The following is a 20,406-nucleotide window of genomic DNA, read 5'->3' on the forward strand; positions in this document are numbered from 1 at the left end:
ACCCACCACACCCCGCACCCTTCATCACGTGATGCGTTGACCGTATGAATCCGCCTGACGAACGGGCGCGATTCGTGACGAATCGCGGGTCAGGAGGCGCGGGTGCGCGCGGCGCGACGGGCGGCGAGCTCGTCCATCGCGTCCGTCTGGGTGTCGAGCTCGACGAGGCTGGTCTCGACCTCGCGGAGGACCTTGCCGACGGCGATGCCGAAGACGCCCTGGCCGCGGCTGACGAGGTCGATCACCTCGTCGTTGGAGGTGCACAGGTAGACGCTCGCCCCGTCGCTCATCAGCGTCGTCTGGGCGAGGTCGTTCACTCCCGACTCCCGCAGCTGGTTGACGGCGGTGCGGATCTGCTGGAGCGAGATGCCCGTGTCGAGCAGGCGCTTCACCAGCTTGAGCACGAGGATGTCGCGGAAGCCGTAGAGACGCTGCGAGCCGGAGCCGGCGGCGCCGCGGACGGTCGGCTCGACCAGCCCGGTGCGCGCCCAGTAGTCGAGCTGGCGGTACGAGATGCCCGCAGCGCGGGCCGCCACGGCGCCGCGGTAGCCGTTGACGTCGTCCATCTCGGGCAGACCGTCGGTGAACAGCAGCCCGAGGTCGTAGCGGGAGGCGCCGTCGTCACGACTCAGTTCGCTCATGAAGATCGCCTCTCACCCGGGTAGTGGATCGCGCGCCGCAACCGCGTCGCTTCATCCACGGTACCCATGCCGACCGCGCCGGGCAACGACATCCGCTGTTTCGGCGTCGGCGTGTCGAGACGTCGCCGCCCGATCACGGCCGCAGCCGGGCGATGGACGAACGGATGATGCTGCCGCGCACCACGTCGAGCTGCGCCGCGATCTCGCGGGCGAGCTCGGCGGTCCGGGCCTTGCTGCTCACGTCGTTGCGCCGCGCGATCGGCACGAGCGCCGTCTCGATGAGCCCGATCTCGCGCTCCGCGGCGGCGCGGAAACCGCGCAGATGCCGCGGCTCGATGCCGCTCCTGCGCAGCTCGGCGAGCGCGCGGAGCACCGTGAGCGCCTCCTCGCCGTACACGTCGGCCGCGGGAACGAGGGAGGCGCTGACCGCGTCCTGGAGCAGTTCGAGGTCGGCGCCGGCCTCGCGCAGCAGCTCGTCGCGGCGCAGCCGCCGCGCGCCCGCGAGGATCGACCCCGCCGGCGCCGTGCCGGGGAACGCCGGGTCGAGCCCGGCGTCGAGGTCGGCGAAGTACTTCTTGATCACCTTCAGCGGGAGGTAGTGGTCGCGCTGCATCGCCAGGACCGCGCGCAGACGCTCCACGTCGGCGGGCGAGAACTTGCGGTAGCCGGATGCGGTGCGCGAGGGCGACACCAGCCCGCGCTCCTCGAGGAAGCGCAGCTTCGACGAGGAGAGGTCGGGGAACTCCGGACTCAGTCGCGCGAGGACCTGGCCGATGCTGAGCAGGGCCGGAGCGTCGCCGGCGGCCCGGGTGGCCGGCCGGGCCACTAGCCGTTCGCCGCTGCGGCGAGATCGTGGCGCGAGGCGTAGAACGTCAGGCGGAACTTGCCGATCTGCACCTCGGAGGCGTCGGACAGGAGCGCGCTCTCGATCCGGACGCCGTCGTAGTAGGTGCCGTTCAGCGACCCGAGGTCGCGGACCTCGAACGCCGTGCCGCGCCGGGTGAACTCCGCGTGGCGGCGCGACACCGTCACGTCGTCGAGGAAGATGTCGGCGTTGGGGTGGCGGCCCGCCGTGGTCACGTCGGCGTCGAGGAGGAACCGGGCGCCCGAGTTGGGCCCGCGGCGCACGATGAGCAGCGCCGACCCGGAGGGCAGCGCAGCGATCGCCTCCTGCTCCTCGAGCGAGACCTCGCCGGAGGGGTACATCTTCGAGATGAACTCCTCGCCGAAGCGCGCGGTCGTGTCCTCGTTGCCCCCGGCGTCCCGCAGGGGGCCCCGGGCGGCGTCGTCGTCGGCTTCGCCGGCCGAACCGTTCGGGTTAATGTCTTCAGGCACCGTCTACCTCCTTGCCGTCCAGCGTATCCGATGCAGGGCCGCTGTCATCGGCCGGAAGTCGGATTACCCTGGCCGTCTCCCTGACGTACACGATCCCGGCCCACCAGTAGAGGAACGCTCCCCACAGCGCGAACGCCCACCCGAGCGGCAGCGAGAAGGGCGCGAGCGGCTCGAACGCCTCCCCCAGCATGAGCAGCGGCAGCGCCCAGAACAGGCAGAAGGTCGCCACTTTCCCCAGGTGGTGCACGGGCAGCGGCCCGAAACCGTGGTTCGCCAGGATGACGCCGAGAACCGCGAGCATCGCATCCCTCGCCACGATGACGACGAACAGCCACCACGGGATGACGTCGCGCCAGCAGAGTCCGATGAGCGCAGCGAAGATGTAGAGCCGGTCCGCGGCGGGGTCGAGCAGCTGGCCGAGCCGCGACACCTGGCGGAGCCGGCGGGCGAGGTAGCCGTCGAGGAAGTCGGTCACGCTCGAGAAGACGAGCACGAGCAGCGCCAGGGCGTCCTGTCCGACGATGACGAACCAGAGGAACACCGGCACGAGCGCGAGCCGGAGGAAGCTGAGCACGTTCGGGATCGTCCAGATCCGCGAGCTCACCCCGGCGTTCGCACCCTCCACGCTCACGAGTCTAGTGAGGGCGCGGCGTCCACTCGGCGAGGCGGTCGCGCAGCCCCATCGCGTCGTAGGGAGCGCGCACCTTCACGTCGTTGTCGAAATACGCGTACACATCGTCGCCGTCGGCGAGCCTGGCGCCCAGCTCGGCCGCCCAGCGGTCGAGCGACTCGTCGGTGTAACCGCTGGTGTACAGCTCCTCGTCGCCGTGCAGGCGCACGTAGGCGAAGTCCGCCGTGCGCTCCCGGATCACCGGGTAGCGCCCCGCGGTGTCGGCCAGCACGATCGCCACCGCGTGCGCCCGGGCGATCGCGGTGAATCCGGGCACGTCGAACGAGGGATGCCGCACCTCGACCGCGTGCCGCAGCGGACGGTCCTCCTCTGCCGTCAGGTGGGTCCGGTCCTCGTCGAGGGTGGTCTCGCGTGCGAACGCGGCGGCCTCGGCGGTGGTGCGAGGGAGCATCCCCAGGAAGGCGTCCACCGCCTCCGCGTCGAAGTGCAGGGTCGGCGGGAGCTGCCAGAGCAGCGGGCCGAGCTTCGGCCCGAGGGCGAGCACCCCGGAGGCGAGGAAGTTGGCGACAGCACCGCGGGCGTTCTTCAGGCGCAGGATGTGGGTGATGTACCGGCCGCCCTTCACCGAGAAGACGAACTCCTCCGGCGTGCGCTCCGCCCACATCCGGTAGCTCGTCGGGCGCTGCAGCGAGTAGAAGCTGCCGTTGATCTCGATCGAGTCGAGGTGGTCCGCTGCGTACTCGAGCTCAAGCCGGTGCGGCAGCTTCGGCGGGTAGAAGACGCCGCGCCACGGCGCGTACGTCCAGCCGGAGATGCCGATCCGCGCGAACGCCATCAGCGGCCCCGGAGCTGATCCAGGACGCGCCGCTCGCGCTTTGTCGGCCGCCCGGCGCCGCGGTCGCGGATGACCGTGGCGGGCGTCTCGGTCCGCGGCGGCGGCGGGGGCGTCCTGTCCTCGAAGCAGTCCGCGGCGACGGCCGCCGAGACGCGCTTCACGATCAGGCGGCGGGCGATGTAGATGCGCTCCGTCCCTCCGACGAACGCGCGCACCTCGTCGCCCACCCGGACGGGCTGGGCGGGCTTCGCGCGGTCCCCGTTCACCTTGAGGTGACCGGCCTTGCACGCGTCCGATGCGGCCGAGCGGGTCTTGAACAGCCGCACCGCCCAGGCCCACGAGTCGACGCGGACGCTCCCCGGGTCGGGCATCAGACCGCCGCCGGCTGGTCCTCGGCCAGCGACGCCTTCCACTTCACCAGGCTGCGCACGGTGCGGCTGCGGTCGGAGGCCAGCTTCTCCATCACATCGGCCGGCACGAAGTAGTTCACCGCGACCCAGCCGCGGACCGTCTCGGAGCGATCGTCGGCGAGCGCGCGCAGGATGTCGCACGGCGTCGCCTCGTTCTTCGCGACGCAGCCGCGCACGCCCTCGTCGGGGTCGGCCGCGAGCGTTTCGAACAGGTCGGCCGGGGTGTTGTAGCTGCTGGCGACCGCCTCCCGGATCTTGGGGTTCGGGTCGGTGGCGAGCAGGCGCAGGCGGCGCACCTTGCTCTCGGTCACCTCGGGCGCGGGATGCAGCGCCGCGGCCTCCTCCGGGGTGAGCATCGCCGGCCGGCTGTTCCGCATGGCCTGACGCTGGGCGGGGGTGTTGAACCGGATGCACGACATGCTTCCACCGTAGCCCGCGTTACCGTGAATGCATGGAAACGCTCCTCGCGCGGCTCGATCGCATCGCAGGCGGGCGGCACGCCGGCTACCGCGTGCCGGACGAGGCCAGGGATCACCCGCGGACGCGCCGCGCCTTCACGGTGATCGCGTGGCTCCTCACGGCCGAACTCCTCATCGGCCTGACCGCGGTCGTGGTGGCCGTCGTGCTGAGCGCCGGCGGCTTCGAGGTCGGCTTCGCGGTGTGGATGCGCTCGGTCATCGTGCTCGGCATGACCGTGACCCTGTTCTACTTCGCCTGGCGCGCGCGGGCGGGCTACTACTGGGCGTACTCGCGGCTGCGGCTGTTCGCCAAGATCTTCCCCGTGGTCACGCTCGTCATCGCCGCCATTCCGGGCCTGTACCCGCTGTGGATGGTGACGGAGCAGATCGTCTTCAGCCTGATCCTGATCGGCGTCGCCGACTACTTGGACTCCGACCACATGCGCGCCTCGTTCCCGCGCCCGGGGAACCAGGGCACCACGGGCGACGTGCGCGCCTGATACTCGGCGTACTCCGGGTACCGCGAGCGCGAGATGCTCTCGGTGAACACCGTGGACCCGACGAACAGGCCGGTGAGCAGCAGCGGCCCGATCACGGTCCACTGCAGCAGCGAGCCTGCGGCGACGCAGCCGAACAGGAACACCACCCACCACTGCGCCTGCTCGAAGAAGAAATTGGGGTGGCGCGAGTACGTGAACAGCCCGGTCTGGAGGAAGCGCGGGGACGGCTGGCGTCCGGCCGCGAGCTCGAGGTTCTTGCGCTGGTGGAAGCGCCACTGCTGCTGGTCGGCGATGGTCTCGCCGGTGAGGAAGGCGAGGAACACGGCGGCGAGGATGACGTCGAGCGGGGTGAGCGGCGTCCGGTGCTGGTAGGCGGTCCAGGCGGGCAGCGCGATGAGGAGCAGCAGCACGTTCTGGTAGATCACGATGAAGAACAGGTTGAACAGCTGGAACGCGCCGGCAGGCATCCGGCCGCGCAGCACCTGCCACCGGTAGTCCTCGCCTCCGGGGGCGTAGCCTCCCTTCCGTGCGAAGTTGAACGTGAGGCGCGCACCCCAGAGGGTGACCAGCACGGCCAGGAGGTCGAGCCGGACGTCGGTCAGCCCCGCGGCGGCGGCGAACACCCAGACGTAGACCACCGGGACGATCGACCAGATGCGATCGACCCAGGAGTGCTCGTTCGTGATGAGCGACAGCACCCAGGTCGCCGCGCACGCCGCGACGAGGATCCAGAGACAGACGATGATCGGGTCCACGGTGACATCCTAGAACGTTGTGTAGACGCAGTGATCGTTATGAGACCGGCCTGGACATCCGCTGTGGGGGGTCGATCCTTGAGGCCTACACGCCTAACGTGTTGACGTGCCCGAATCCGAGCAGCCTCTCTTCCGCGCCGTCCTGTACCGCGACGACGAGGCGACCCCGCGCGAGCTGGCACTCCCGAGCGACGTCGATGTGCCCCCCAGCAGGATCCGCATCCCGTCGGAGTTCGCGGGCGCCTCCGCCTTCGACGTGTTCGAGCTGATCGACGACCGCGACTGGCCGGGCCAGGCGACGTACCGGCTCACCTCGACGGTCCCGCGCTCCACGGACGACCTGCCGGAGCACGAGCGCGGCACACCCGGCGGCGCCGGCGACGACCTCTCCGACCCGGAGCCGCGGTACTGACGCCCGCCCGTCAGTCCTGCAGCACGGACAGTACGTTGCCCGCAGGGTCGCGGAACCAGGCGATGTCGGGCCCGCGGTCGGCGGCGCGGCCGCGCATGATGCCCTTCCCGTCCGTCGGCAGCGCGTCGTCGTCGTAGATCTTCGTGGCGACGCCGCGCGCGTTGAGGTCGTCGACGGCGGCGTCGATGTCGTCGACCACGAGGTTCAGGATGGTGAACGACGCGGGCGTGTGATCCGGCTTCGGGTAGATGAAGACGTGCCCGCCTGCGGGGAGCCGCAGGTCGAGGTTGCCCATCGTCCCGTCGGAGACGTCGAGGCCGAGGGTGTCGGCGTAGAAGGTCTTCGCCGCGGCGATGTCGTCCACGCTGAAGCCGCTGAAGATGTCGAGTGGGGTGACCATGCCGCCCACTCTCCTCCCCTGTCCCGCGGGATGTCCAGACCGCGCTAGACGAAGCGCACGGCCTCCTGCAGCCGGGTCCGCAGCTCGAACGCGCGGTCGACGCTCTCGCGTCCGGCGGCGTTCGCCCCGTCGCGCAGCACGCGCGGCAGCAGCGAGCGGCGCACCACCATGGCCCCGGTCAGGCGGCCGCGGCGGACGACGTCGTACGGCACGTCGAGGTCGGCGTCCGGCACCACCACGATGTACCCCGTGAAGCGCACGCCCGCCTGCCGGCCGAATCCCTTCGCGGCCCGATAGAGGTCGTGGAAGGGCTCCTCGCCCGGCGCGATGTCCGCCCCGGTGAGCTCGCCCTTCGCCAGCTTCACCCGGCCGCCCCAGTCCGCGGACCGCACCGCGAACAGGCCGGCCGGGCCGAGGACGATGTGGTCGAGCTTGGCGTCGGTCGACGGATGGACGGCCACGTCGTTCCAGATCGTGAAGCCGATGCCGAGGCCGGCGACCGCGCGCGCCGTCGCCTCCTCGGCGAGCGCCTCCGCCAGCAGGCGGCGGATCTCGCGCGGCGCGGAACGGACCAGAGCCGGGTCGTAGGGGTCGCGGTCGTCGGTGCCCCGGCCCATCCACTCGCGCATCAGGCCGAGGAAGCGCTCGCGGGCGCGTCCCCCGGGGTGGCCGTAGCTGCGAGCGCGGACGCTGGAGCCGCGGGAGGTGGACCGCCCGGCGGCGTGGAAGGTGGCGCTGAACCCTCCGCCGGCCGAGTCGCCCGCGACGGCATCGACAGAGATGCTCTCGCCGCGGTCGTAGCGGGCGCGGTCCTCCGGGTCGCCGACGAGCTCCCACGCCTCCTGCACCGCCTGGAACGCGGCCGCGGTCCCCCCGGTGTCGGGGTGCGTCTCGCGCAGCAGCCTGCGGTACGCGCGGCGGAGCTCGTCGTGCGGCGCGTCCGGCCGGACACCGAGCACCTCGTACGGGGTGGGCGAGGCCGGGGAGTCGCTCATCGGTGGGAGTCTCGTTCGCTTTCGGTTCTGGCCGGGGGCGGGGATTACGACGATAGCGTGCGTGTCCGCGAAATCGCCGAATTCCGATTGCGGCCAGAAGCTGACCGCAAGCGGTTCTACCGTGGGATCACCGAAACGGAAGGGAACAGACCATGACCATCAGCGACTGGCGCATCGAGCTCATCATCCTCCCCGTCACCGACGTCGACCGTGCGAAGGCGTTCTACGTCGACGCGCTCGGCTGGAACGCCGACCACGACCAGCGGGTCTCCGACGACCTGCGGTTCGTGCAGATCACCCCTCCCGGCTCGGCGTGCTCCATCGCCTTCGGCCAGGGCCTGACCGACATGGCGCCCGGCACGATGAAGGGCCTGCAGATCGTGGTGCCGGATGCGGACGCCGCTCTCGCCCACCTCACCGAGCACGGCGTGGAGGCTCGGGGCGTCGCCGACCTCGCCTGGGGCCGCTTCGTCGACTTCACCGATCCCGACGGCAACGCCTGGACGCTGCAGCAGCTGCCGAAGCGCGACTGATCCCCGGCGGTGCTCAGCGGATGGCGGCCCACCAGATCAGCAGCATCGTCACCACGAACCCGCAGGCGTAGTTGATCCAGAGGAAGCGGCGCCAGCCGCGGTTCGCGGCGGCCGCGTCCTCGTCGGCGACCGACCGGTAGGGGGCGGCCGCCGCGAGGTACGGCAGCGCCAGAAGCGCGGCGAGCGGGCCCGGCCACGGCGTGAACAGCATGGCGACGCCCGCCAGTGCCCAGGCGGCCATCGCCAGCCGGACGGTGGCGGCGGCGCCGATGGCGGTCGCGATGGAGGCGATGCCGGCCTCGCGGTCGGGCACGACATCCTGCACCGCCCCGAAGGCGTGACTGCCGACGCCCCAGAGGAAGAACGCGAGCAGCACCAGCCACAGCGCCGGGGTGAACACGGCGCCGGCGAGCACCAGGCCGTACAGCGCGGGGCTGACGAAGTGGATGCTGGAGGTCGCCGAATCCAGGAACGGCACCTCCTTGAACCGCAGCCCCTTCACCGAGTAGGCGACCACGGCGAACAGCGAGAACGCGAGCACCAGCCACGACAGCGGCGACCCGACCACGACAAGGTAGACGACGAAGGGCGCGGTCGACACCGCGGCGGCGATCAGCGTCCTGCGGTGCGCCGACCGGTCGAGCAGGGCGCCCTCGGCGCCGCCCTTGCGCGGGTTGCGCAGGTCGGACTCGTAGTCGAACACGTCGTTGATGCCGTACATGGCCAGGTTGTACGGGATGAGGAAGAAGACCGTGCCGACCACGAACGTCGCATCCACGCGTCCCGTGGTGAGCAGGTACGCCGCGGCGAACGGGAAGGCGGTGTTGATCCAGCTGAGCGGGCGCGACGCCAGCAGCAGCTGACGGAAGGGCGCGGGGGCCACGGCGGTCACGGCCTCTCCCCCGGGCGACGCCGCGTCAGCAGCCACAGCGCGGGCAGCAGCAGCAGCGCGGCGAGCGGGTAGGAGAAGTCCTCGATCGGCACGAGCCCCAGTGTGGCACCGCTGGTGTGGGCGGCGGAGTAGGTCATCAGGCCGACGGCGATCATCGCGTTGTCGAACACCGCCGTGAGCACGAGGACGACGACGGCCGCCAGGACGATCGGCAGCCACCAGCGGCGGACCAGCGCACGGCGGTCGGGCGCCACGGCGAGCGCCACCGCCAGCACGGCGGCGGCGACCAGGAGGAAGACGAGGCTGAGCAGCGCGTAGGTCATCGGCGACTCCCCCGCCGGTCGAGGACGGCCCGGGCTCCGAAGATCAGCACCAGCGTCAGGTAGCAGAGGAACAGCAGGAAGAAGATCTCCTCCAGCGGCAGCTCGGGTGCCACCTCGACGCCGGTCATGTACGGCGACCCGCCGCGGGCGAAGACGCCGAGGGCGATCCCGGCCGCATCCCAGGCCAGGAAGAACACGAGACCGACGGCGAGCACGATCGTCGCCCGGCGCGCGTCCCGCCAGAACACCAGGCGGAAGCGCGCGTCGAGCAGGACCATCGCGCCGAGGGAGAGCAGCAGGCAGGCGAGGTACAGCAGGCTCACTGCACGCGCTCCGCCTGCGGGGCCGGGAGCGGCTCCGGGAGCGGGCCCGCGCCGCCGTCGCCGCGCAGGCGCTTCACGACGAGTTCGGCGCTGATCAGGCACATCGGCAGGCCGATGCCGGGAATGGTGGAGCATCCGGCGTAGAAGAGGCCGTCGACCTTCTTGGAGGCGTCGCCCGGCCGGAAGAACGCGCTCTGGCGGAGGGTGTGCGCGGGGCCGAGGGCGCCGCCGCGCCAGGCGTTGAAGTCCGTGGCGAAGTCGTCCGGGCCGACCGTGCGGCGCAGGACGATGCGGTCGGCGAGGTCCGGAATGCCGGCCCAGGCGGCGATCTGCGCGATGGCGGCGTCCGCCGCCCGCTCGATCGCCCGGTCGCCCGCGCCGCCGATCCCGCCGGCCCCGAGAGATACGTCGGCCGGCACCGGGACGAGCACGAACAGGTTCTCGTACCCCTCGGGCGCCACGTCCGGGTCGGTCTCGCTCGGCATGCACACGTAGAGCGAGGCCGGGTCGGGGATGCCGGGATCGGGGCCGTGGATCGTCTGGAAGTTCGCCTCCCAGTCGGTCGTGAAGAAGAGGTTGTGGTGCGTCAGCTGCGGGAGCCGGCCGCGCACGCCGAGCATCGCGAGCACCACGCCGGGCCCGGGGTCGCGGCGGTCCCAGGTCTTCTCGGGGTGCGTGCGCAGGCGCTCGGGCAGCAGCTCCGTCTCGGTGTGGTGCAGGTCGGCGGCCGAGACGACGACGTCGGCATCGACCGTGTGGACCCGGCCCGCCGCATCCCGGTAGTCGACACCCGCCGCGCGGGGCCGGGCCGCAGCGTCGGCGGTGCGGATGGCGGTGACCGTCGCCCCCGTGATCAGCCGGGCGCCGGCCTCCTCGGCGAGGGCGGCGACGCGGTCGATGAGCGCCGTGAACCCGCCGAGCGGGTAGCGCACGCCGTCGTCGAGGTCGAGGTGGCTCATCAGGTGGTACATGCTCGGCGCACGGTCGGGGGACGTGCCGAGGAAGACGGCCGGGTAGCCGAGCACCTGCCGCAGCCGCACGTCCTTCACGAACCGGGCGGCGTAGCGGTCGAGCGGTTCCAGCAGGAGCCGGGCGAGGCGCGGCAGGCGACGGAGCAGCTCCGGCGCGAGCAGCGGGCGCAGGTCGGCGAAGGTGCTGTAGAGAAACCGGTCGACGGCGAGCCGGTACGTCTCGGCGGCGCCGTCCAGGTACCGGTCGAGCGCCTCGCCCGCGCCCGGCTCCTCGCTCTCGAAGAGCTCGCGGTTGGCGGCTCCGTCGGCGCGGATGTCGAGCGGCGGACGGCGGTCCTCGGAGAACACACGGTAGCCGGGGTCGAGCGTCACGAGGTCGAGCTGCTCCTGCGTCGAGGTGCCGCACAGCCGGAAGAAGTGGTCGAACACCTCGGGCATCAGGTACCACGACGGCCCGGTGTCGAAGCGGAAGCCGTCGTGCTCCCACGAGCCCGCGCGGCCTCCGACGGTCTCGTTCTGCTCCAGCAGCGTCACCGTGTGCCCCTCGCGGGCGAGCAGCGCGGCGGTCGCGAGGCCCGCGATGCCGCCGCCGACGATCGCGACCCGCCGCCCGCTCATGACGGCGCTCCGGCGCGGGCGGACGAGACGGTCGCCTTCGCGAGGATCGCGAGCTTGACCCGGGTGGGCACGCTGATCCGCCGGGTGAGGAGCTCGGCGGCCGGGGTGGCCCGGATGCGGTCGCTGAGCTCGGCGAACAGGCCGTGCGCTGCGGCGATCGCGCGCCGGCAGTTGTCCGGCAGCTCGGGGATGACGTCGGCCGCAGCACCGAGGTCGCAGTCGATGTCGACGACCAGGGCCAGCTTCTGGCGCTCGGTCAGCCGCGCCGGGTCGATGCCGGGGAAGTAGCTCCGGCCGAGCTCGGACCAGTCGACGGCGAGGTCGCGGAGGAAGTTGAGCTTCTGGAAGGCCGCGCCCAGCCTCCTGGCGCCGGCCTCGAGCCGCAGGCGCGACGCCTCGGACACGGGATGATCGGCCAGGAACACCTTCAGGCACATGAGCCCGACCACCTCGGCCGAGCCGTAGATGTACTCCCGCAGCTCCTCGGCGGTGAAGTCGACGGGGCTGAGGTCGCGGCGCATCGACGAGAAGAAGGGACGCGTCAGGTCGACGCCGATGCCGGTGGCGCGAGCGGTCACAGCGAAGGAGTGCACGACGAGGTTCGCACTGTAGCCGGTGCGCATCGCACGCTCGGTGTCCGCCTCAAGGGCGTCGAGCAGGGCGCGCTGCTCGTCCAGATCGAGTCCGGCCTCGGCGGCCGCGCCGTCGACGATCTCGTCGGCGATCCGCACGAGCGCGTAGACGTCCTCCACCCGCGGCCGCACCTGCGGCGCAAGCAGGCGCGTCGCCATGCCGAACGAGGTCGAGTAGGCGTGGATGATCGTCGCGGCGCCCGCGTGGGCGGCGTCCGTGTAGGTGGCGAGGTCCGTGGGAGCGGTGCTCGCCGGGGCCTCCGGCGCACGGGTCATGCGATCCTCCCGATGCACGATCGTGCCACGCCGGTGAGCGTCTCGGCGAGACCCGAGGGGAGGGACGGCGTCTCCAGCACGGCGACGGCGCTCTCGACGTGCTGCTCCAGCAGCCGCTCGACGAACCGTCGCGCTCCGCACTCCTCCAGCACGGCGGCGAGGCGCCCCGCCTCGCCGGGCGCCAGGTCGCCGCGACCGAGCGAGTGCGCGACCTCCTGCCAGCGGGCGGTGCCCCGGGCGTAGGCGATCAGGGAGGTCTCCTTGCCCTGCCGGAGGTCGCTGACGATGCTCTTGCCCGTCACATCCTCCGCACCGAAGACCCCGAGGAGGTCGTCGCCGAGCTGGAAGGCGATGCCGACGAGCCGGCCGAACTCGGCGAGCGGCGTGAGCACGTCCTCTCCCGCCCCGGCGAGCACGGCCCCGGTCATCAGGGGACCCGAGACGGAGTACGCGGCGGTCTTGTGCTCGGTCATGGCGAGCACGTCCTCCAGCGCCGGCCGCTCAGGTCCCAGGCGCTCGGCCAGCGCGACGTCGGCGAGTTCGCCCGCCGCGGTCACGAACACGCCGTGGTCGAGGATGTCGAGCAGGCGCTCGCGCGTCCACTCGTCGACGTCGGCCCTCGCGAGCACCGACGGCGCGGCGTGCAGGAGCAGGTCGCCGGCCAGGATGGCGCCGGCCTCGCCCCAGCGCCGACCGCGCGCCGCGTCGGCCCCGCGGGCGGCGGCGTCCGCGGCGAAGGCGCCGGCGACGTTCGGCCGGCCGCGCCGGATGGTGTCCCCGTCGATCACGTCGTCGTGCAGCAGGAAGGCGGTGTGGAGCAGTTCGTAGGCGACCGCGGCGGTGACGGCGGCATCGTCCGCGCCGCCGCCGAGGCCGCGGTGGGCGGTCAGCAGGAAACGGGGGCGGATGCGCTTGCCGCCGTCGGCGGCCTCCTTCGCGGTCGCCCAGAGTCGGCGGTAGGCGGCGTCGAAGCCGGCGGCGGCGTGGAGGCGGCCGGCGAAGTAGCGGCCGAGGCGGTCCTCGACGGCGCGGAGGTCTGCGTCGATGGCGGCGGTGTCGATCGCGGCAGGCTGTCCTGCCGTCTCCCGTTCAGGGATCCGTGTCTGGGGGTGCAGCTGTGTCATGACCGGCGCTCCCTTGTCTAGCCTGGATAGCAAATAACCTAGCACGCTTCTTACGGATGGGAATAGGATGGCTGCCATGACACCGGCCCGGGACGACGCGCGCCGAGACGCCCGTCGCATCTCGGCATCCATGATCGACCCCCGGGTCATCGATCCGCGGCAGGAGCTGGTGCGCCACGACGACCTCAGCGAGGAGGAGCTGGCCCAGGTCGTGCGCCTCCTGGCGGCCATGCGGGCCTGGCGCGACGCCGACCAGCGGCTCAGCTTCGCCTCCCGCGCGCACCTGAAGCTCAACGAGACCGACATGAAGGCGCTGCGCTACATCATCGCCTCGATGAACGCCGACGTGCCCGTCACCGCGGGCGCGCTCTCCGACCACCTCCACATCTCCACCGCGTCCACCACCAAGCTGCTCGACCGGCTGGAGCGGGCCGGGCACGTCGTCCGGCGCCCGCATCCGACCGACCGCCGCGCCGTGACCGTCGAGATCACGCCGGAGACGCACCGGGAGGTGCGCCGCACGATGGGGCTTCAGCACGCCCGGCGGTTCGAGCTCGTGCGCTCGCTCAGCCCGGCGGATCGTGAGACGGTCGCGCGGTTCCTCGAGGACCTCAGCGCGACGACGCTGGAGACGGCTGCTGCCGCACCGGACGACCCGGCACCGGCCGCCCCGGCGCACTAAGCGTCCGCGCTCTCCCCCACCGCAGCGTCCAGCGGCCTCGCCACCCGGCTCGCCGCGCCCGGGTGCTCCGCCTCGTAGACGATGCGGTTCGCCATGCCGTTGAAGATCACGCCGTGGAACGGCAGGATCGCGAACCAGTACAGCCGCCCGGCGAGCCCGCGAGGGAAGAACACCGCGCGCTGCCGGTAGTGCGACCCGCCCCCGTCCCGCGGACGCACCGCGAGCTCCAGCCACGCCCGGCCCGGCACGAGCATCTCGGCCCGCAGCCGCAGACTCCTCCCCCGCTCGATGCGCTCGACGCGCCACCAGTCGAGCGCGTCGCCGGTGTTCAGGTGGTCCGCGTCGCGCCGACCGCGGCGGAGCCCGACGCCGCCCACCAGCTTGTCGGCCCAGCCGCGCAGCGCCCAGGCGAGCGGGAACGAGTACCAGCCCCGCTCTCCGCCGATGCCCTCCACCACACGCCAGAGCAGCTCGGGATCGGCCGAGGAGTCCCGCTCGCGCACATCGGTGTACACCGTGTGGCCGGACCACTCCGGGTCGCTCGGCAGCGGATCGCTCGGCGCACCCGCGACCGAGGCGTCCTGCCAGCTGGTCTCCACCTCGCCCGCGCGCTCCTTCGCCAGGGCCAGCCGCACGGCGCGCCGGTAGCCGGTCAGCCCCTCCGGCGGCGGCGGGATGACGGCGTCGATGTCGTGCTCCCGCATCACGCAGTCGTACTGCAGCGACTCGATGATCGGCACAGCGAGGCTGCGCGGGATGGGCGTCACCAGGTTCACCCACTGCGACGCGAGCCACGGGGTGAACACCGGGAGCGACGCGATCGGTCGCTGCCGCAGCCCCGCCTCCACCGCGAACGCGTTCATCATCTGGCCGTAGCGCAGGATGTCGGGTCCGCCGATGTCGAAGCCGCGCGAGACCTCCGGCGGAAGCTCCGCCGCGGCGAGGAGATAGTGCAGCACGTCGCGGATGGCGATCGGCTGGATGCGGTTGCGCACCCAGCGCGGAGCCGGCATGTACGGCAGCACTTCGGTGAGGTGGCGGATCATCTCGAACGACGCCGAACCCGACCCGATCACGACGCCCGCCTGCAGCACGACCGTCGGCACGCCGGACTCCAGCAGGATGCGGCCGACCGCGACCCGGGAGCGCAGGTGACGGGAGAGCGGCCCGTCCGGGTGCAGTGCCCCCAGGTAGACGATGCGGCGCACGCCTGCCTCTTTCGCGGCAGCGGCGACCGTGCGCGCCGCCGCGGATTCCTCGTCCTCGAAGTCGCCGCGCGCCCGCATCGAGTGCACGAGGTAGTAGACGACGTCCACGTCCGCCATCGCACGCTCGACCGCGTCCGGGTCGTGCAGGTCGCCCTCGACCACCTCCACCTCGCCCGCCCACGGGACGTCGGTCAGCTTCTGCGGCGAGCGCGCCAGCACGCGCACGACGTACCCACGGGCCAGCAGCCGCGGCACGAGGCGCCCTCCGATGTAGCCGGTGGCGCCGGTGACCAGGACTCGGGAGGGGCTCATGGGCCGAGCGTACGCCCGGGGGCGAACATCCCGAGGGGTCCTGAGCGTACGCCGATGCGGAGTTCCGGCGCGCGTCCTGTACTTTTTAGGCATGGGCAAGCTCATCTACGGCGGGACAACTGAGATCGGTTTCGAGGACCGGGTCCTGGCGCACCTGCAGATCGTGATCGGGCTGAAACTGCGCCGCAAGGAGGGGTTCTTCTTCTCCTGGCGCGACGAGCAGAGCGTCGGCGACGGCCGCAGCGCGATCTGGATCGACCCGGCCGTCCCCCTGCTCTTCCGCTACAGCGGCGGCCGGCCGCCGCGCATCAACCGGGCGTGGCTGGAGCAGCTGACGCTCTCGTCTAACAGCTCGCAAGGCCTGCAGCTCACCGAGGAGATCGGTGCGCTCGGCGCCGACGAGGTCGACGCGGACGCCCCTCCCGGCAAGTAGCCCTCCACTCCCCTCCAACGCGAACAGCTCCTGAGTTCTTCGACCGGATCGCGGCGATTCGGTCGAAGAACTCAGGAGCTGATGGCTTGGGTGGGTGGCGTCCTCAGCGGAGGTACTCGAGCAGCTCCGGGCAGCGCAGGCGCTTCAGGCTCCGGGTCTCCAGCTGGCGGACGCGCTCACGCGTGATGCCGTAGACCTCGCCGACCTCGTCCAGCGTCATCGGCTTCTGCCCGTCGAGGCCGAAGCGCATCCGCACGACCTTCGCGTCGCGCGGCGGGAGCTCGCGCAGCCGCTCCTCGAGGTCGCGATGGCGGAACTCCACCTCCACGGTCTCGGAGGGGCCGGCGAAGTCGCCGTCCTCGATCAGGTCGCCGAGCTCTGCGCCCTCGTTCTCGCCGACCGGCACGGCCAGCGAGACCGTCTCCGAGTCGCTCATCTGCAGCTTGTGCACCTCGGCCGGGGCGAGGTTCGACGCCTCGGCCATCTCCTCCAGCGTGGGCGTGCGGCCGAGCTCGCCGCCGAGGTCACGGCGGATGCGGTCCAGCTTGTCGATCTTCTCCACGGTGTGCACCGGGATGCGGATCAGGCGGGCGGTGTCGGCGATGCCGCGCAGGATGGACTGGCGGATCCACCAGGTGGCGTACGTGGAGAACTTGTTGCCGGTGCGGTAGTCGAACTTCTCGACCGCGCGCACGAGGCCCAGGTTGCCCTCCTGGATGAGGTCCATGACGGGGAGGCCGCGGCCGGCGTAGCGCTTGGCGATGCTCACCACCAGGCGCAGGTTCGCCTCGATGAAGCGCTCGAACGCACGCTTGCCGTCGTCGGCGAGGTACTGCAGTTCGCGCTTCTCACGCGGGGTCAGGTTGGGGCGGATCGCCAGCCGCTCACCGGCCAGCACACCGACCTCGATCCGCTTGGCCAGCGCGACCTCCTCGTCGGCGGTCAGCAGCCGCGTGCGGCCGATCGAGTTCAGGTAGTCGCGTACCGGGTCGTTGGTCACTTCGAGCGTCGTCATCATGTCATCCCATTCAGCCCGTGTACACACGGGCGGCCATCGTCGGTTGCTCTCAGCTTTCGGGTGTCCTTCGGCCCCTTGTGGAGGCCTCCGGTTCGTTAGCAACGATAAGCAATGCCCCCCGTACCCCAACAAGGGGTTGACAGTTGGGCTTTACGTACGCTAGCTGCGTTCCAAAGCCCAATCGGCGGGCTTTGTCAAGGCTCTGCCGGGGGACGCACAGGACTCCTACAGTCCGTCTGGTGAGTTCGCACATCTCCTCGAAGCAGAGTCCGGCGTCGCTGAAGACGATCCGCACGACGATCCCCGCACGGATGGATCGCCTCCCCTGGTCGAAGTTCCACTGGCTGGTCGTGGTGGGCCTCGGAACGGTATGGATCCTCGACGGACTCGAGGTCACCATCGTCGGCGCCATCGGCAGCAGGCTGACCGAGCCGGACAGCGGCCTCGGCCTGACCACGGCGCAGGTCGGCCTCGCGGCGGCGATCTACGTCGCCGGTGCGTGCACCGGCTCCCTGGTGTTCGGCTACCTGACCGACCGGTTCGGCCGGAAGAAGCTGTTCATCCTCACGCTCGGGCTCTACCTGGTGGCCACCGTGCTGACGGCGTTCGCCTTCACGCCGTGGATGTTCTTCCTGTTCCGGTTCTTCACCGGCGCGGGCATCGGCGGCGAGTACGCGGCGATCAACTCCGCCATCGACGAGCTCATCCCCGCACGGCGGCGGGGCCTGGTCGACCTCGCCATCAACGGCTCGTACTGGCTGGGGACGGCCTTCGGCGCCATCCTCACGGTGTTCCTGCTCAACACCGCGATCTTCCCGCCGGAGATCGGCTGGCGCATCGCGTTCGGCCTCGGCGCGGTCCTAGGGCTCGTCATCCTGCTGGTGCGCCGGAACGTGCCGGAGTCGCCGCGCTGGATGTTCATCCACGGCCGCGACGAGGAGGCCGAGAAGCTGGTGGGCGAGATCGAGCAGGGCGTCGAGGAGGACACCCACCGTCCGCTCGACGCCGTGCCGGACGACAAGGCCATCGAGATCCACCAGCGCCGCTCCACGGGCTTCGGCGAGATCGTCCGGGTCGCCGTGACGCAGTACCCGAAGCGCTTCGTGCTGGGGCTCTCGCTGTTCATCGGGCAGGCGTTCCTGTACAACGCGGTGTTCTTCACCTACTCGCTCGTGCTCACCAAGCTCCTGCACGTGCCGGACGACGTCGCGCCGTGGGCGCTGGTGCCGATCGCGATCGGCAACTTCCTCGGGCCGTTCCTGCTCGGGCACCTGTTCGACACGGTCGGCCGGCGGTTCATGATCACGCTGTCGTACGTCGGGAGCGGCGTGCTGCTGGTGGGCACCGCCATCCTGTTCGACACCGGGGCGCTGGACGCGTTCTGGCTGACGGTCTGCTGGATGGTCGTCTTCTTCTTCGCCTCGGCCGGCGCGAGCGCTGCCTACCTGACGGTGAGCGAGATCTTCCCGATGGAGACCCGCGCGATGGCGATCGCGTTCTTCTACGCGGTCGGGACGGGCATCGGCGGCATCATCGGGCCGATCCTGTTCGGCACCCTGATCGAGGGCGGCATCCACTCGGTCGTCATCGGCTACTACATCGGCGCGGGCCTGATGATCGGCGCCGGTCTCGTGGAGCTCTTCCTCGGCGTCGACGCCGAAGGCAAGTCCCTCGAGGACATCGCCGCCCCGCTCTCCGCCTCCACCCCCTCCCAAGCCAAGAGCTCCTGAGTTCTTCGAGTGCGCGACGGCGTGTCGCTGTAAGAACTCAGGAGCTCTTGGCGTCGGCGCGCTCGGTGTCGGGGTCGAGGAGGTCGAGGAGGGCGGCCTCGGGGACGCGGGAGGTGTCGATGACCTCGCCGTTGCGGTAGCGGTCGAAGATGCGCGGGTCGATGTAGCTGTTGCGGGCGATGGCCGGCGTGTTGCCCAGGGCGGCGGCGGCCTCGTTGACCGCTGCGCTGACGCGCTTCTTGCGCTGCGAGTCGGAGCCCGCGACGCCCAGCCCCGCGAGCGCCTCCGCGGCGACGATCGTGCCCTTCAGCGTCCGGAAGTCCTTCGCGGTGAACTCGCCGCGGGTCTGCCGCCGGATGTACTCGTTCAGCGAGGCCGGGCGGATCGTGTGCCAGGTTCCGTCCTTCCACGACAGCAGCCGCGACCGCTGACCGCGCAGCGCCTGGATCTGGCGCAGCAGCTCGGCGAGGTCCTCGTCGGTGATCGTGCTCGTCCACTTCTGCGCCGACTTCGCCGGGAAGGTCAGCACGATGTCGTCGCCGTCGACCCGGGCGTGACGGCACAGCAGCGTCGTCAGGCCCCGGCTGCCGTTGGCGTGCAGGTACTCCTCGCTGCCGATCCGGACGCTGCCCAGGTCGATGATGCGGAACGCGGCGGCCAGGATGCGGTCGCGGCCGAAGCCCTCCTCGCGCAGATCCATGGTCACCTTGCGGCGGGCGGCCGGCAGGGTGTCGGCGAGCTGGGCGGCCCGCTCGAACTTCAGCCGGTCCTGGTGCAGCCGCCACGAGTCGTGGTACCGGTACTGGCGGCGCCCGGCCTGATCGGTGCCGACCGCCTGGATGTGACCGCGGGCGTCGGGCGAGATCCAGACGTCCTGCCAGGCCGGCGGGAGCACGAGCGAGCGGATGCGCTCCAGCTCCCGCTCGTCGACGATCCGGTTGCCCGCCTCGTCCTCGTAGACCGGTCCCTTGTCGGTCATGCGCCGGTGGTAGCCGGGGCCGGACGGGTTGCTGCGCTTCAGCCGCGTCACGCGGGCTTCTTCGCAGACTTCTTGGCCGGGGCCTTCCGGGAGGAGGTGGACTTCGCGGCCGGCTTCTTCTCGGGCGACTTCTTGGCCGACGAGGACGACGTGGTGGAGGACGACGACTTCGACGACCAGCTGCGCTCCACGCTCCGCTGCAGCGCCTCCATCAGGTCGATGACCTCGCCTCCGCCCTTCTTGCCCTCCTCCTCCTCGCCGAAGGTCGCGGCGGTGTCGACGCTCTCGCCCTGCTCCAGCTTGGCGTCGATCAGCTTGCGCAGCTCCGCCTGGTACTCGTCGGTGAACTTCTCCGGCTCGAAGTCGCCCGCGAAGCTCTCCATCAGAGCGCTGGAGAGCTGCAACTCGCGGTCGGAGATGCGCGGGGTCTGGTCGAGCGACGGGAAGTCGGCCTCGCGGATCTCGTCGTGCCACAGCAGCGTCTGCAGCACCAGCACGTTGCCGCGCACACGGAGGGCGGCGAGACGCGTCTTCTGCCGGAGGGCGAACTCCACGATCGCGGTGCGCTCCTCGTCCTCCAGGGTCTTGCGCAGCAGCGCGTAGGCCTTCAGCGACTTGGAGTCCGGCTCCAGGTAGTAACTGCGGTCGAACATGAGCGGGTCGAGCTGGTCGTTCGGCACGAACTCCACCACGTCGATCTCGCGGCTGCGCTCGGAGGGCAGCGACGACAGGTCCTCCGGCGTCAGGATGACGGTCCGCTCCCCGTCGTCGTACGCCTTCGCGATGTGCTCGTACGGGATCACCTTCCCGTCGATCTCGCAGCGACGCTGGTAGCGGATGCGGCCGCCGTCCTCGTCGTGCACCTGGTGCAGCGGTACGTCGTGATCCTCGGTCGCGCTGTACACCTTCACCGGCACGTTCACGAGCCCGAAGGTGATGGCGCCCGTCCAAATGGCCCTCATGTGCCCATCGTGTCCGGG

General features: G+C 71.1%; 26 protein-coding genes. 6 read left to right on the forward strand and 20 right to left on the reverse strand.

Going from position 1 to position 20,406, the window contains the following annotated elements; translation table 11 throughout:
* Positions 1-89 precede the first annotated feature (89 nt).
* The 7 genes from HNO83_RS19125 to HNO83_RS19155 form a co-directional block, all read right to left on the reverse strand.
* A complete protein-coding gene (locus HNO83_RS19125; protein WP_175339127.1) occupies positions 90-641 on the reverse strand; it encodes a MerR family transcriptional regulator in 552 nt (183 codons plus the stop codon).
* A gap of 133 nt (positions 642-774) precedes the next feature.
* Complete coding sequence (gene ftsR / locus HNO83_RS19130) at positions 775-1,467, reverse strand: transcriptional regulator FtsR (protein WP_175339128.1); 693 nt, start codon at positions 1,465-1,467, stop codon at positions 775-777.
* Positions 1,467-1,976 (reverse strand): FHA domain-containing protein, encoded by a 510-nt coding sequence (locus tag HNO83_RS19135; protein ID WP_349627317.1) that lies wholly within the window; start codon positions 1,974-1,976, stop codon positions 1,467-1,469. The genes ftsR and HNO83_RS19135 overlap by 1 nt, the downstream gene beginning before the upstream one ends.
* Positions 1,969-2,601, reverse strand: coding sequence for a cardiolipin synthase ClsA (gene clsA, locus HNO83_RS19140; RefSeq protein ID WP_175339129.1), 633 nt, complete (start codon positions 2,599-2,601; stop codon positions 1,969-1,971). The genes HNO83_RS19135 and clsA overlap by 8 nt, the downstream gene beginning before the upstream one ends.
* 10 nt (positions 2,602-2,611) lie before the next feature.
* Positions 2,612-3,442, reverse strand: a complete 831-nt coding sequence (locus HNO83_RS19145) for a DUF72 domain-containing protein (protein ID WP_175339130.1) — start codon at positions 3,440-3,442, stop codon at positions 2,612-2,614.
* Complete coding sequence (locus HNO83_RS19150; protein ID WP_175339131.1) at positions 3,442-3,813, reverse strand: RNA-binding S4 domain-containing protein; 372 nt, start codon at positions 3,811-3,813, stop codon at positions 3,442-3,444. The genes HNO83_RS19145 and HNO83_RS19150 overlap by 1 nt, the downstream gene beginning before the upstream one ends.
* Positions 3,813-4,271 carry a hypothetical protein gene (locus HNO83_RS19155; protein ID WP_175339132.1) on the reverse strand — a complete coding sequence of 153 codons (459 nt, stop codon included), beginning with the start codon at positions 4,269-4,271 and terminating at the stop codon, positions 3,813-3,815. Before HNO83_RS19155 ends, HNO83_RS19150 begins: the two co-directional genes overlap by 1 nt.
* A 32-nt stretch (positions 4,272-4,303) precedes the next feature.
* Between HNO83_RS19155 and HNO83_RS19160 the strand changes: the two genes are divergently transcribed.
* A complete protein-coding gene (locus HNO83_RS19160; RefSeq protein ID WP_175339133.1) occupies positions 4,304-4,810 on the forward strand; it encodes a hypothetical protein in 507 nt (168 codons plus the stop codon).
* Here HNO83_RS19160 and HNO83_RS19165 read toward each other — a convergent pair.
* The gene (locus tag HNO83_RS19165; RefSeq protein ID WP_175339134.1) at positions 4,732-5,565 is read right to left on the reverse strand and encodes a DUF1295 domain-containing protein; all 834 of its coding nucleotides are present in this window, start codon (positions 5,563-5,565) and stop codon (positions 4,732-4,734) included. The genes HNO83_RS19160 and HNO83_RS19165 overlap by 79 nt on opposite strands.
* Before the next feature lie 106 nt (positions 5,566-5,671).
* Here HNO83_RS19165 and HNO83_RS19170 point away from each other — a divergent pair, with 106 nt between their 5' ends.
* On the forward strand, positions 5,672-5,977 hold the full coding sequence (locus HNO83_RS19170; protein ID WP_175339135.1) for a hypothetical protein: 306 nt from the start codon (positions 5,672-5,674) through the stop codon (positions 5,975-5,977).
* Between the two features lie 10 nt (positions 5,978-5,987).
* On the opposite strand, the gene HNO83_RS19175 is transcribed toward HNO83_RS19170, so the two are convergent.
* Entirely contained in the window at positions 5,988-6,377 is a 390-nt protein-coding gene (locus HNO83_RS19175; RefSeq protein WP_175339136.1) for a VOC family protein, read from the reverse strand.
* Positions 6,378-6,421: 44 nt separating this feature from the next.
* Positions 6,422-7,372, reverse strand: a complete 951-nt coding sequence (locus tag HNO83_RS19180; RefSeq protein WP_175339137.1) for a J domain-containing protein — start codon at positions 7,370-7,372, stop codon at positions 6,422-6,424.
* 152 nt (positions 7,373-7,524) lie between these two features.
* On the opposite strand from HNO83_RS19180, the gene HNO83_RS19185 reads away from it, so the two are divergent.
* A complete protein-coding gene (locus tag HNO83_RS19185) occupies positions 7,525-7,905 on the forward strand; it encodes a glyoxalase superfamily protein (RefSeq protein ID WP_175339138.1) in 381 nt (126 codons plus the stop codon).
* Positions 7,906-7,918: 13 nt separating this feature from the next.
* On the opposite strand, the gene HNO83_RS19190 is transcribed toward HNO83_RS19185, so the two are convergent.
* The 6 genes from HNO83_RS19190 to HNO83_RS19215 are packed head-to-tail and all read right to left on the reverse strand — an operon-like array spanning position 7,919 to position 13,064.
* Positions 7,919-8,797 (reverse strand): prenyltransferase, encoded by an 879-nt coding sequence (locus tag HNO83_RS19190; RefSeq protein ID WP_175339139.1) that lies wholly within the window; start codon positions 8,795-8,797, stop codon positions 7,919-7,921.
* Entirely contained in the window at positions 8,794-9,120 is a 327-nt protein-coding gene (locus tag HNO83_RS19195) for a lycopene cyclase domain-containing protein (protein WP_175339140.1), read from the reverse strand. The genes HNO83_RS19190 and HNO83_RS19195 overlap by 4 nt, the downstream gene beginning before the upstream one ends.
* Positions 9,117-9,443, reverse strand: a complete 327-nt coding sequence (locus HNO83_RS19200) for a lycopene cyclase domain-containing protein (RefSeq protein ID WP_175339141.1) — start codon at positions 9,441-9,443, stop codon at positions 9,117-9,119. Before HNO83_RS19200 ends, HNO83_RS19195 begins: the two co-directional genes overlap by 4 nt.
* A complete protein-coding gene (crtI, locus tag HNO83_RS19205; RefSeq protein WP_175339142.1) occupies positions 9,440-11,032 on the reverse strand; it encodes a phytoene desaturase family protein in 1,593 nt (530 codons plus the stop codon). Before crtI ends, HNO83_RS19200 begins: the two co-directional genes overlap by 4 nt.
* A complete protein-coding gene (locus HNO83_RS19210) occupies positions 11,029-11,940 on the reverse strand; it encodes a phytoene/squalene synthase family protein (RefSeq protein WP_175339143.1) in 912 nt (303 codons plus the stop codon). The genes crtI and HNO83_RS19210 overlap by 4 nt, the downstream gene beginning before the upstream one ends.
* Entirely contained in the window at positions 11,937-13,064 is a 1,128-nt protein-coding gene (locus tag HNO83_RS19215; protein ID WP_175339144.1) for a polyprenyl synthetase family protein, read from the reverse strand. The genes HNO83_RS19210 and HNO83_RS19215 overlap by 4 nt, the downstream gene beginning before the upstream one ends.
* Before the next feature lie 76 nt (positions 13,065-13,140).
* On the opposite strand from HNO83_RS19215, the gene HNO83_RS19220 reads away from it, so the two are divergent.
* Positions 13,141-13,746 (forward strand): MarR family winged helix-turn-helix transcriptional regulator, encoded by a 606-nt coding sequence (locus tag HNO83_RS19220; protein ID WP_175339145.1) that lies wholly within the window; start codon positions 13,141-13,143, stop codon positions 13,744-13,746.
* On the opposite strand, the gene HNO83_RS19225 is transcribed toward HNO83_RS19220, so the two are convergent.
* Positions 13,743-15,266, reverse strand: a complete 1,524-nt coding sequence (locus HNO83_RS19225; protein WP_175339146.1) for an SDR family oxidoreductase — start codon at positions 15,264-15,266, stop codon at positions 13,743-13,745. The genes HNO83_RS19220 and HNO83_RS19225 overlap by 4 nt on opposite strands.
* A gap of 91 nt (positions 15,267-15,357) precedes the next feature.
* Here HNO83_RS19225 and HNO83_RS19230 point away from each other — a divergent pair, with 91 nt between their 5' ends.
* Complete coding sequence (locus HNO83_RS19230) at positions 15,358-15,699, forward strand: DUF7882 family protein (protein WP_175339147.1); 342 nt, start codon at positions 15,358-15,360, stop codon at positions 15,697-15,699.
* A 103-nt stretch (positions 15,700-15,802) separates the two neighbouring features.
* On the opposite strand, the gene HNO83_RS19235 is transcribed toward HNO83_RS19230, so the two are convergent.
* Positions 15,803-16,714 carry a sigma-70 family RNA polymerase sigma factor gene (locus HNO83_RS19235; RefSeq protein ID WP_175339148.1) on the reverse strand — a complete coding sequence of 304 codons (912 nt, stop codon included), beginning with the start codon at positions 16,712-16,714 and terminating at the stop codon, positions 15,803-15,805.
* Positions 16,715-17,028: 314 nt separating this feature from the next.
* Here HNO83_RS19235 and HNO83_RS19240 point away from each other — a divergent pair, with 314 nt between their 5' ends.
* Positions 17,029-18,447 (forward strand): MFS transporter, encoded by a 1,419-nt coding sequence (locus HNO83_RS19240; protein ID WP_175339158.1) that lies wholly within the window; start codon positions 17,029-17,031, stop codon positions 18,445-18,447.
* A 37-nt stretch (positions 18,448-18,484) separates the two neighbouring features.
* Here the strand turns inward: HNO83_RS19240 and HNO83_RS19245 are convergent, their stop codons facing one another.
* Together HNO83_RS19245 and ku are read right to left on the reverse strand one after the other, a co-directional pair.
* A complete protein-coding gene (locus tag HNO83_RS19245; RefSeq protein WP_175339149.1) occupies positions 18,485-19,477 on the reverse strand; it encodes a DNA topoisomerase IB in 993 nt (330 codons plus the stop codon).
* Complete coding sequence (gene ku / locus HNO83_RS19250; protein ID WP_175339150.1) at positions 19,474-20,388, reverse strand: non-homologous end joining protein Ku; 915 nt, start codon at positions 20,386-20,388, stop codon at positions 19,474-19,476. The genes HNO83_RS19245 and ku overlap by 4 nt, the downstream gene beginning before the upstream one ends.
* Positions 20,389-20,406 lie beyond the last annotated feature (18 nt).

Source organism: Leifsonia sp. C5G2 (assembly GCF_013359685.1).
Lineage (GTDB): Bacteria > Actinomycetota > Actinomycetes > Actinomycetales > Microbacteriaceae > Leifsonia.

Bases quoted from the DNA above. Each gene is read 5' to 3' on its own strand.
- HNO83_RS19240 (WP_175339158.1), top strand. From the start codon at position 17,029: ATGGATCGCCTCCCCTGGTCGAAGTTCCACTGGCTGGTCGTGGTGGGC.
- HNO83_RS19185 (WP_175339138.1), top strand. From the start codon at position 7,525: ATGACCATCAGCGACTGGCGCATCGAGCTCATCATCCTCCCCGTCACC.
- HNO83_RS19180 (WP_175339137.1), bottom strand. From the start codon at position 7,372: ATGAGCGACTCCCCGGCCTCGCCCACCCCGTACGAGGTGCTCGGTGTC.
- HNO83_RS19160 (WP_175339133.1), top strand. From the start codon at position 4,304: ATGGAAACGCTCCTCGCGCGGCTCGATCGCATCGCAGGCGGGCGGCAC.
- HNO83_RS19225 (WP_175339146.1), bottom strand. From the start codon at position 15,266: ATGAGCCCCTCCCGAGTCCTGGTCACCGGCGCCACCGGCTACATCGGA.
- HNO83_RS19150 (WP_175339131.1), bottom strand. From the start codon at position 3,813: ATGCCCGACCCGGGGAGCGTCCGCGTCGACTCGTGGGCCTGGGCGGTG.
- HNO83_RS19125 (WP_175339127.1), bottom strand. From the start codon at position 641: ATGAGCGAACTGAGTCGTGACGACGGCGCCTCCCGCTACGACCTCGGG.
- HNO83_RS19155 (WP_175339132.1), bottom strand. From the start codon at position 4,271: ATGTCGTGCATCCGGTTCAACACCCCCGCCCAGCGTCAGGCCATGCGG.
- ku (WP_175339150.1), bottom strand. From the start codon at position 20,388: ATGAGGGCCATTTGGACGGGCGCCATCACCTTCGGGCTCGTGAACGTG.
- crtI (WP_175339142.1), bottom strand. From the start codon at position 11,032: ATGAGCGGGCGGCGGGTCGCGATCGTCGGCGGCGGCATCGCGGGCCTC.
- HNO83_RS19220 (WP_175339145.1), top strand. From the start codon at position 13,141: ATGACACCGGCCCGGGACGACGCGCGCCGAGACGCCCGTCGCATCTCG.
- HNO83_RS19235 (WP_175339148.1), bottom strand. From the start codon at position 16,714: ATGACGACGCTCGAAGTGACCAACGACCCGGTACGCGACTACCTGAAC.
- HNO83_RS19145 (WP_175339130.1), bottom strand. From the start codon at position 3,442: ATGGCGTTCGCGCGGATCGGCATCTCCGGCTGGACGTACGCGCCGTGG.
- HNO83_RS19210 (WP_175339143.1), bottom strand. From the start codon at position 11,940: ATGACCCGTGCGCCGGAGGCCCCGGCGAGCACCGCTCCCACGGACCTC.
- HNO83_RS19175 (WP_175339136.1), bottom strand. From the start codon at position 6,377: ATGGTCACCCCACTCGACATCTTCAGCGGCTTCAGCGTGGACGACATC.
- HNO83_RS19215 (WP_175339144.1), bottom strand. From the start codon at position 13,064: ATGACACAGCTGCACCCCCAGACACGGATCCCTGAACGGGAGACGGCA.
- HNO83_RS19230 (WP_175339147.1), top strand. From the start codon at position 15,358: ATGGGCAAGCTCATCTACGGCGGGACAACTGAGATCGGTTTCGAGGAC.
- HNO83_RS19195 (WP_175339140.1), bottom strand. From the start codon at position 9,120: ATGACCTACGCGCTGCTCAGCCTCGTCTTCCTCCTGGTCGCCGCCGCC.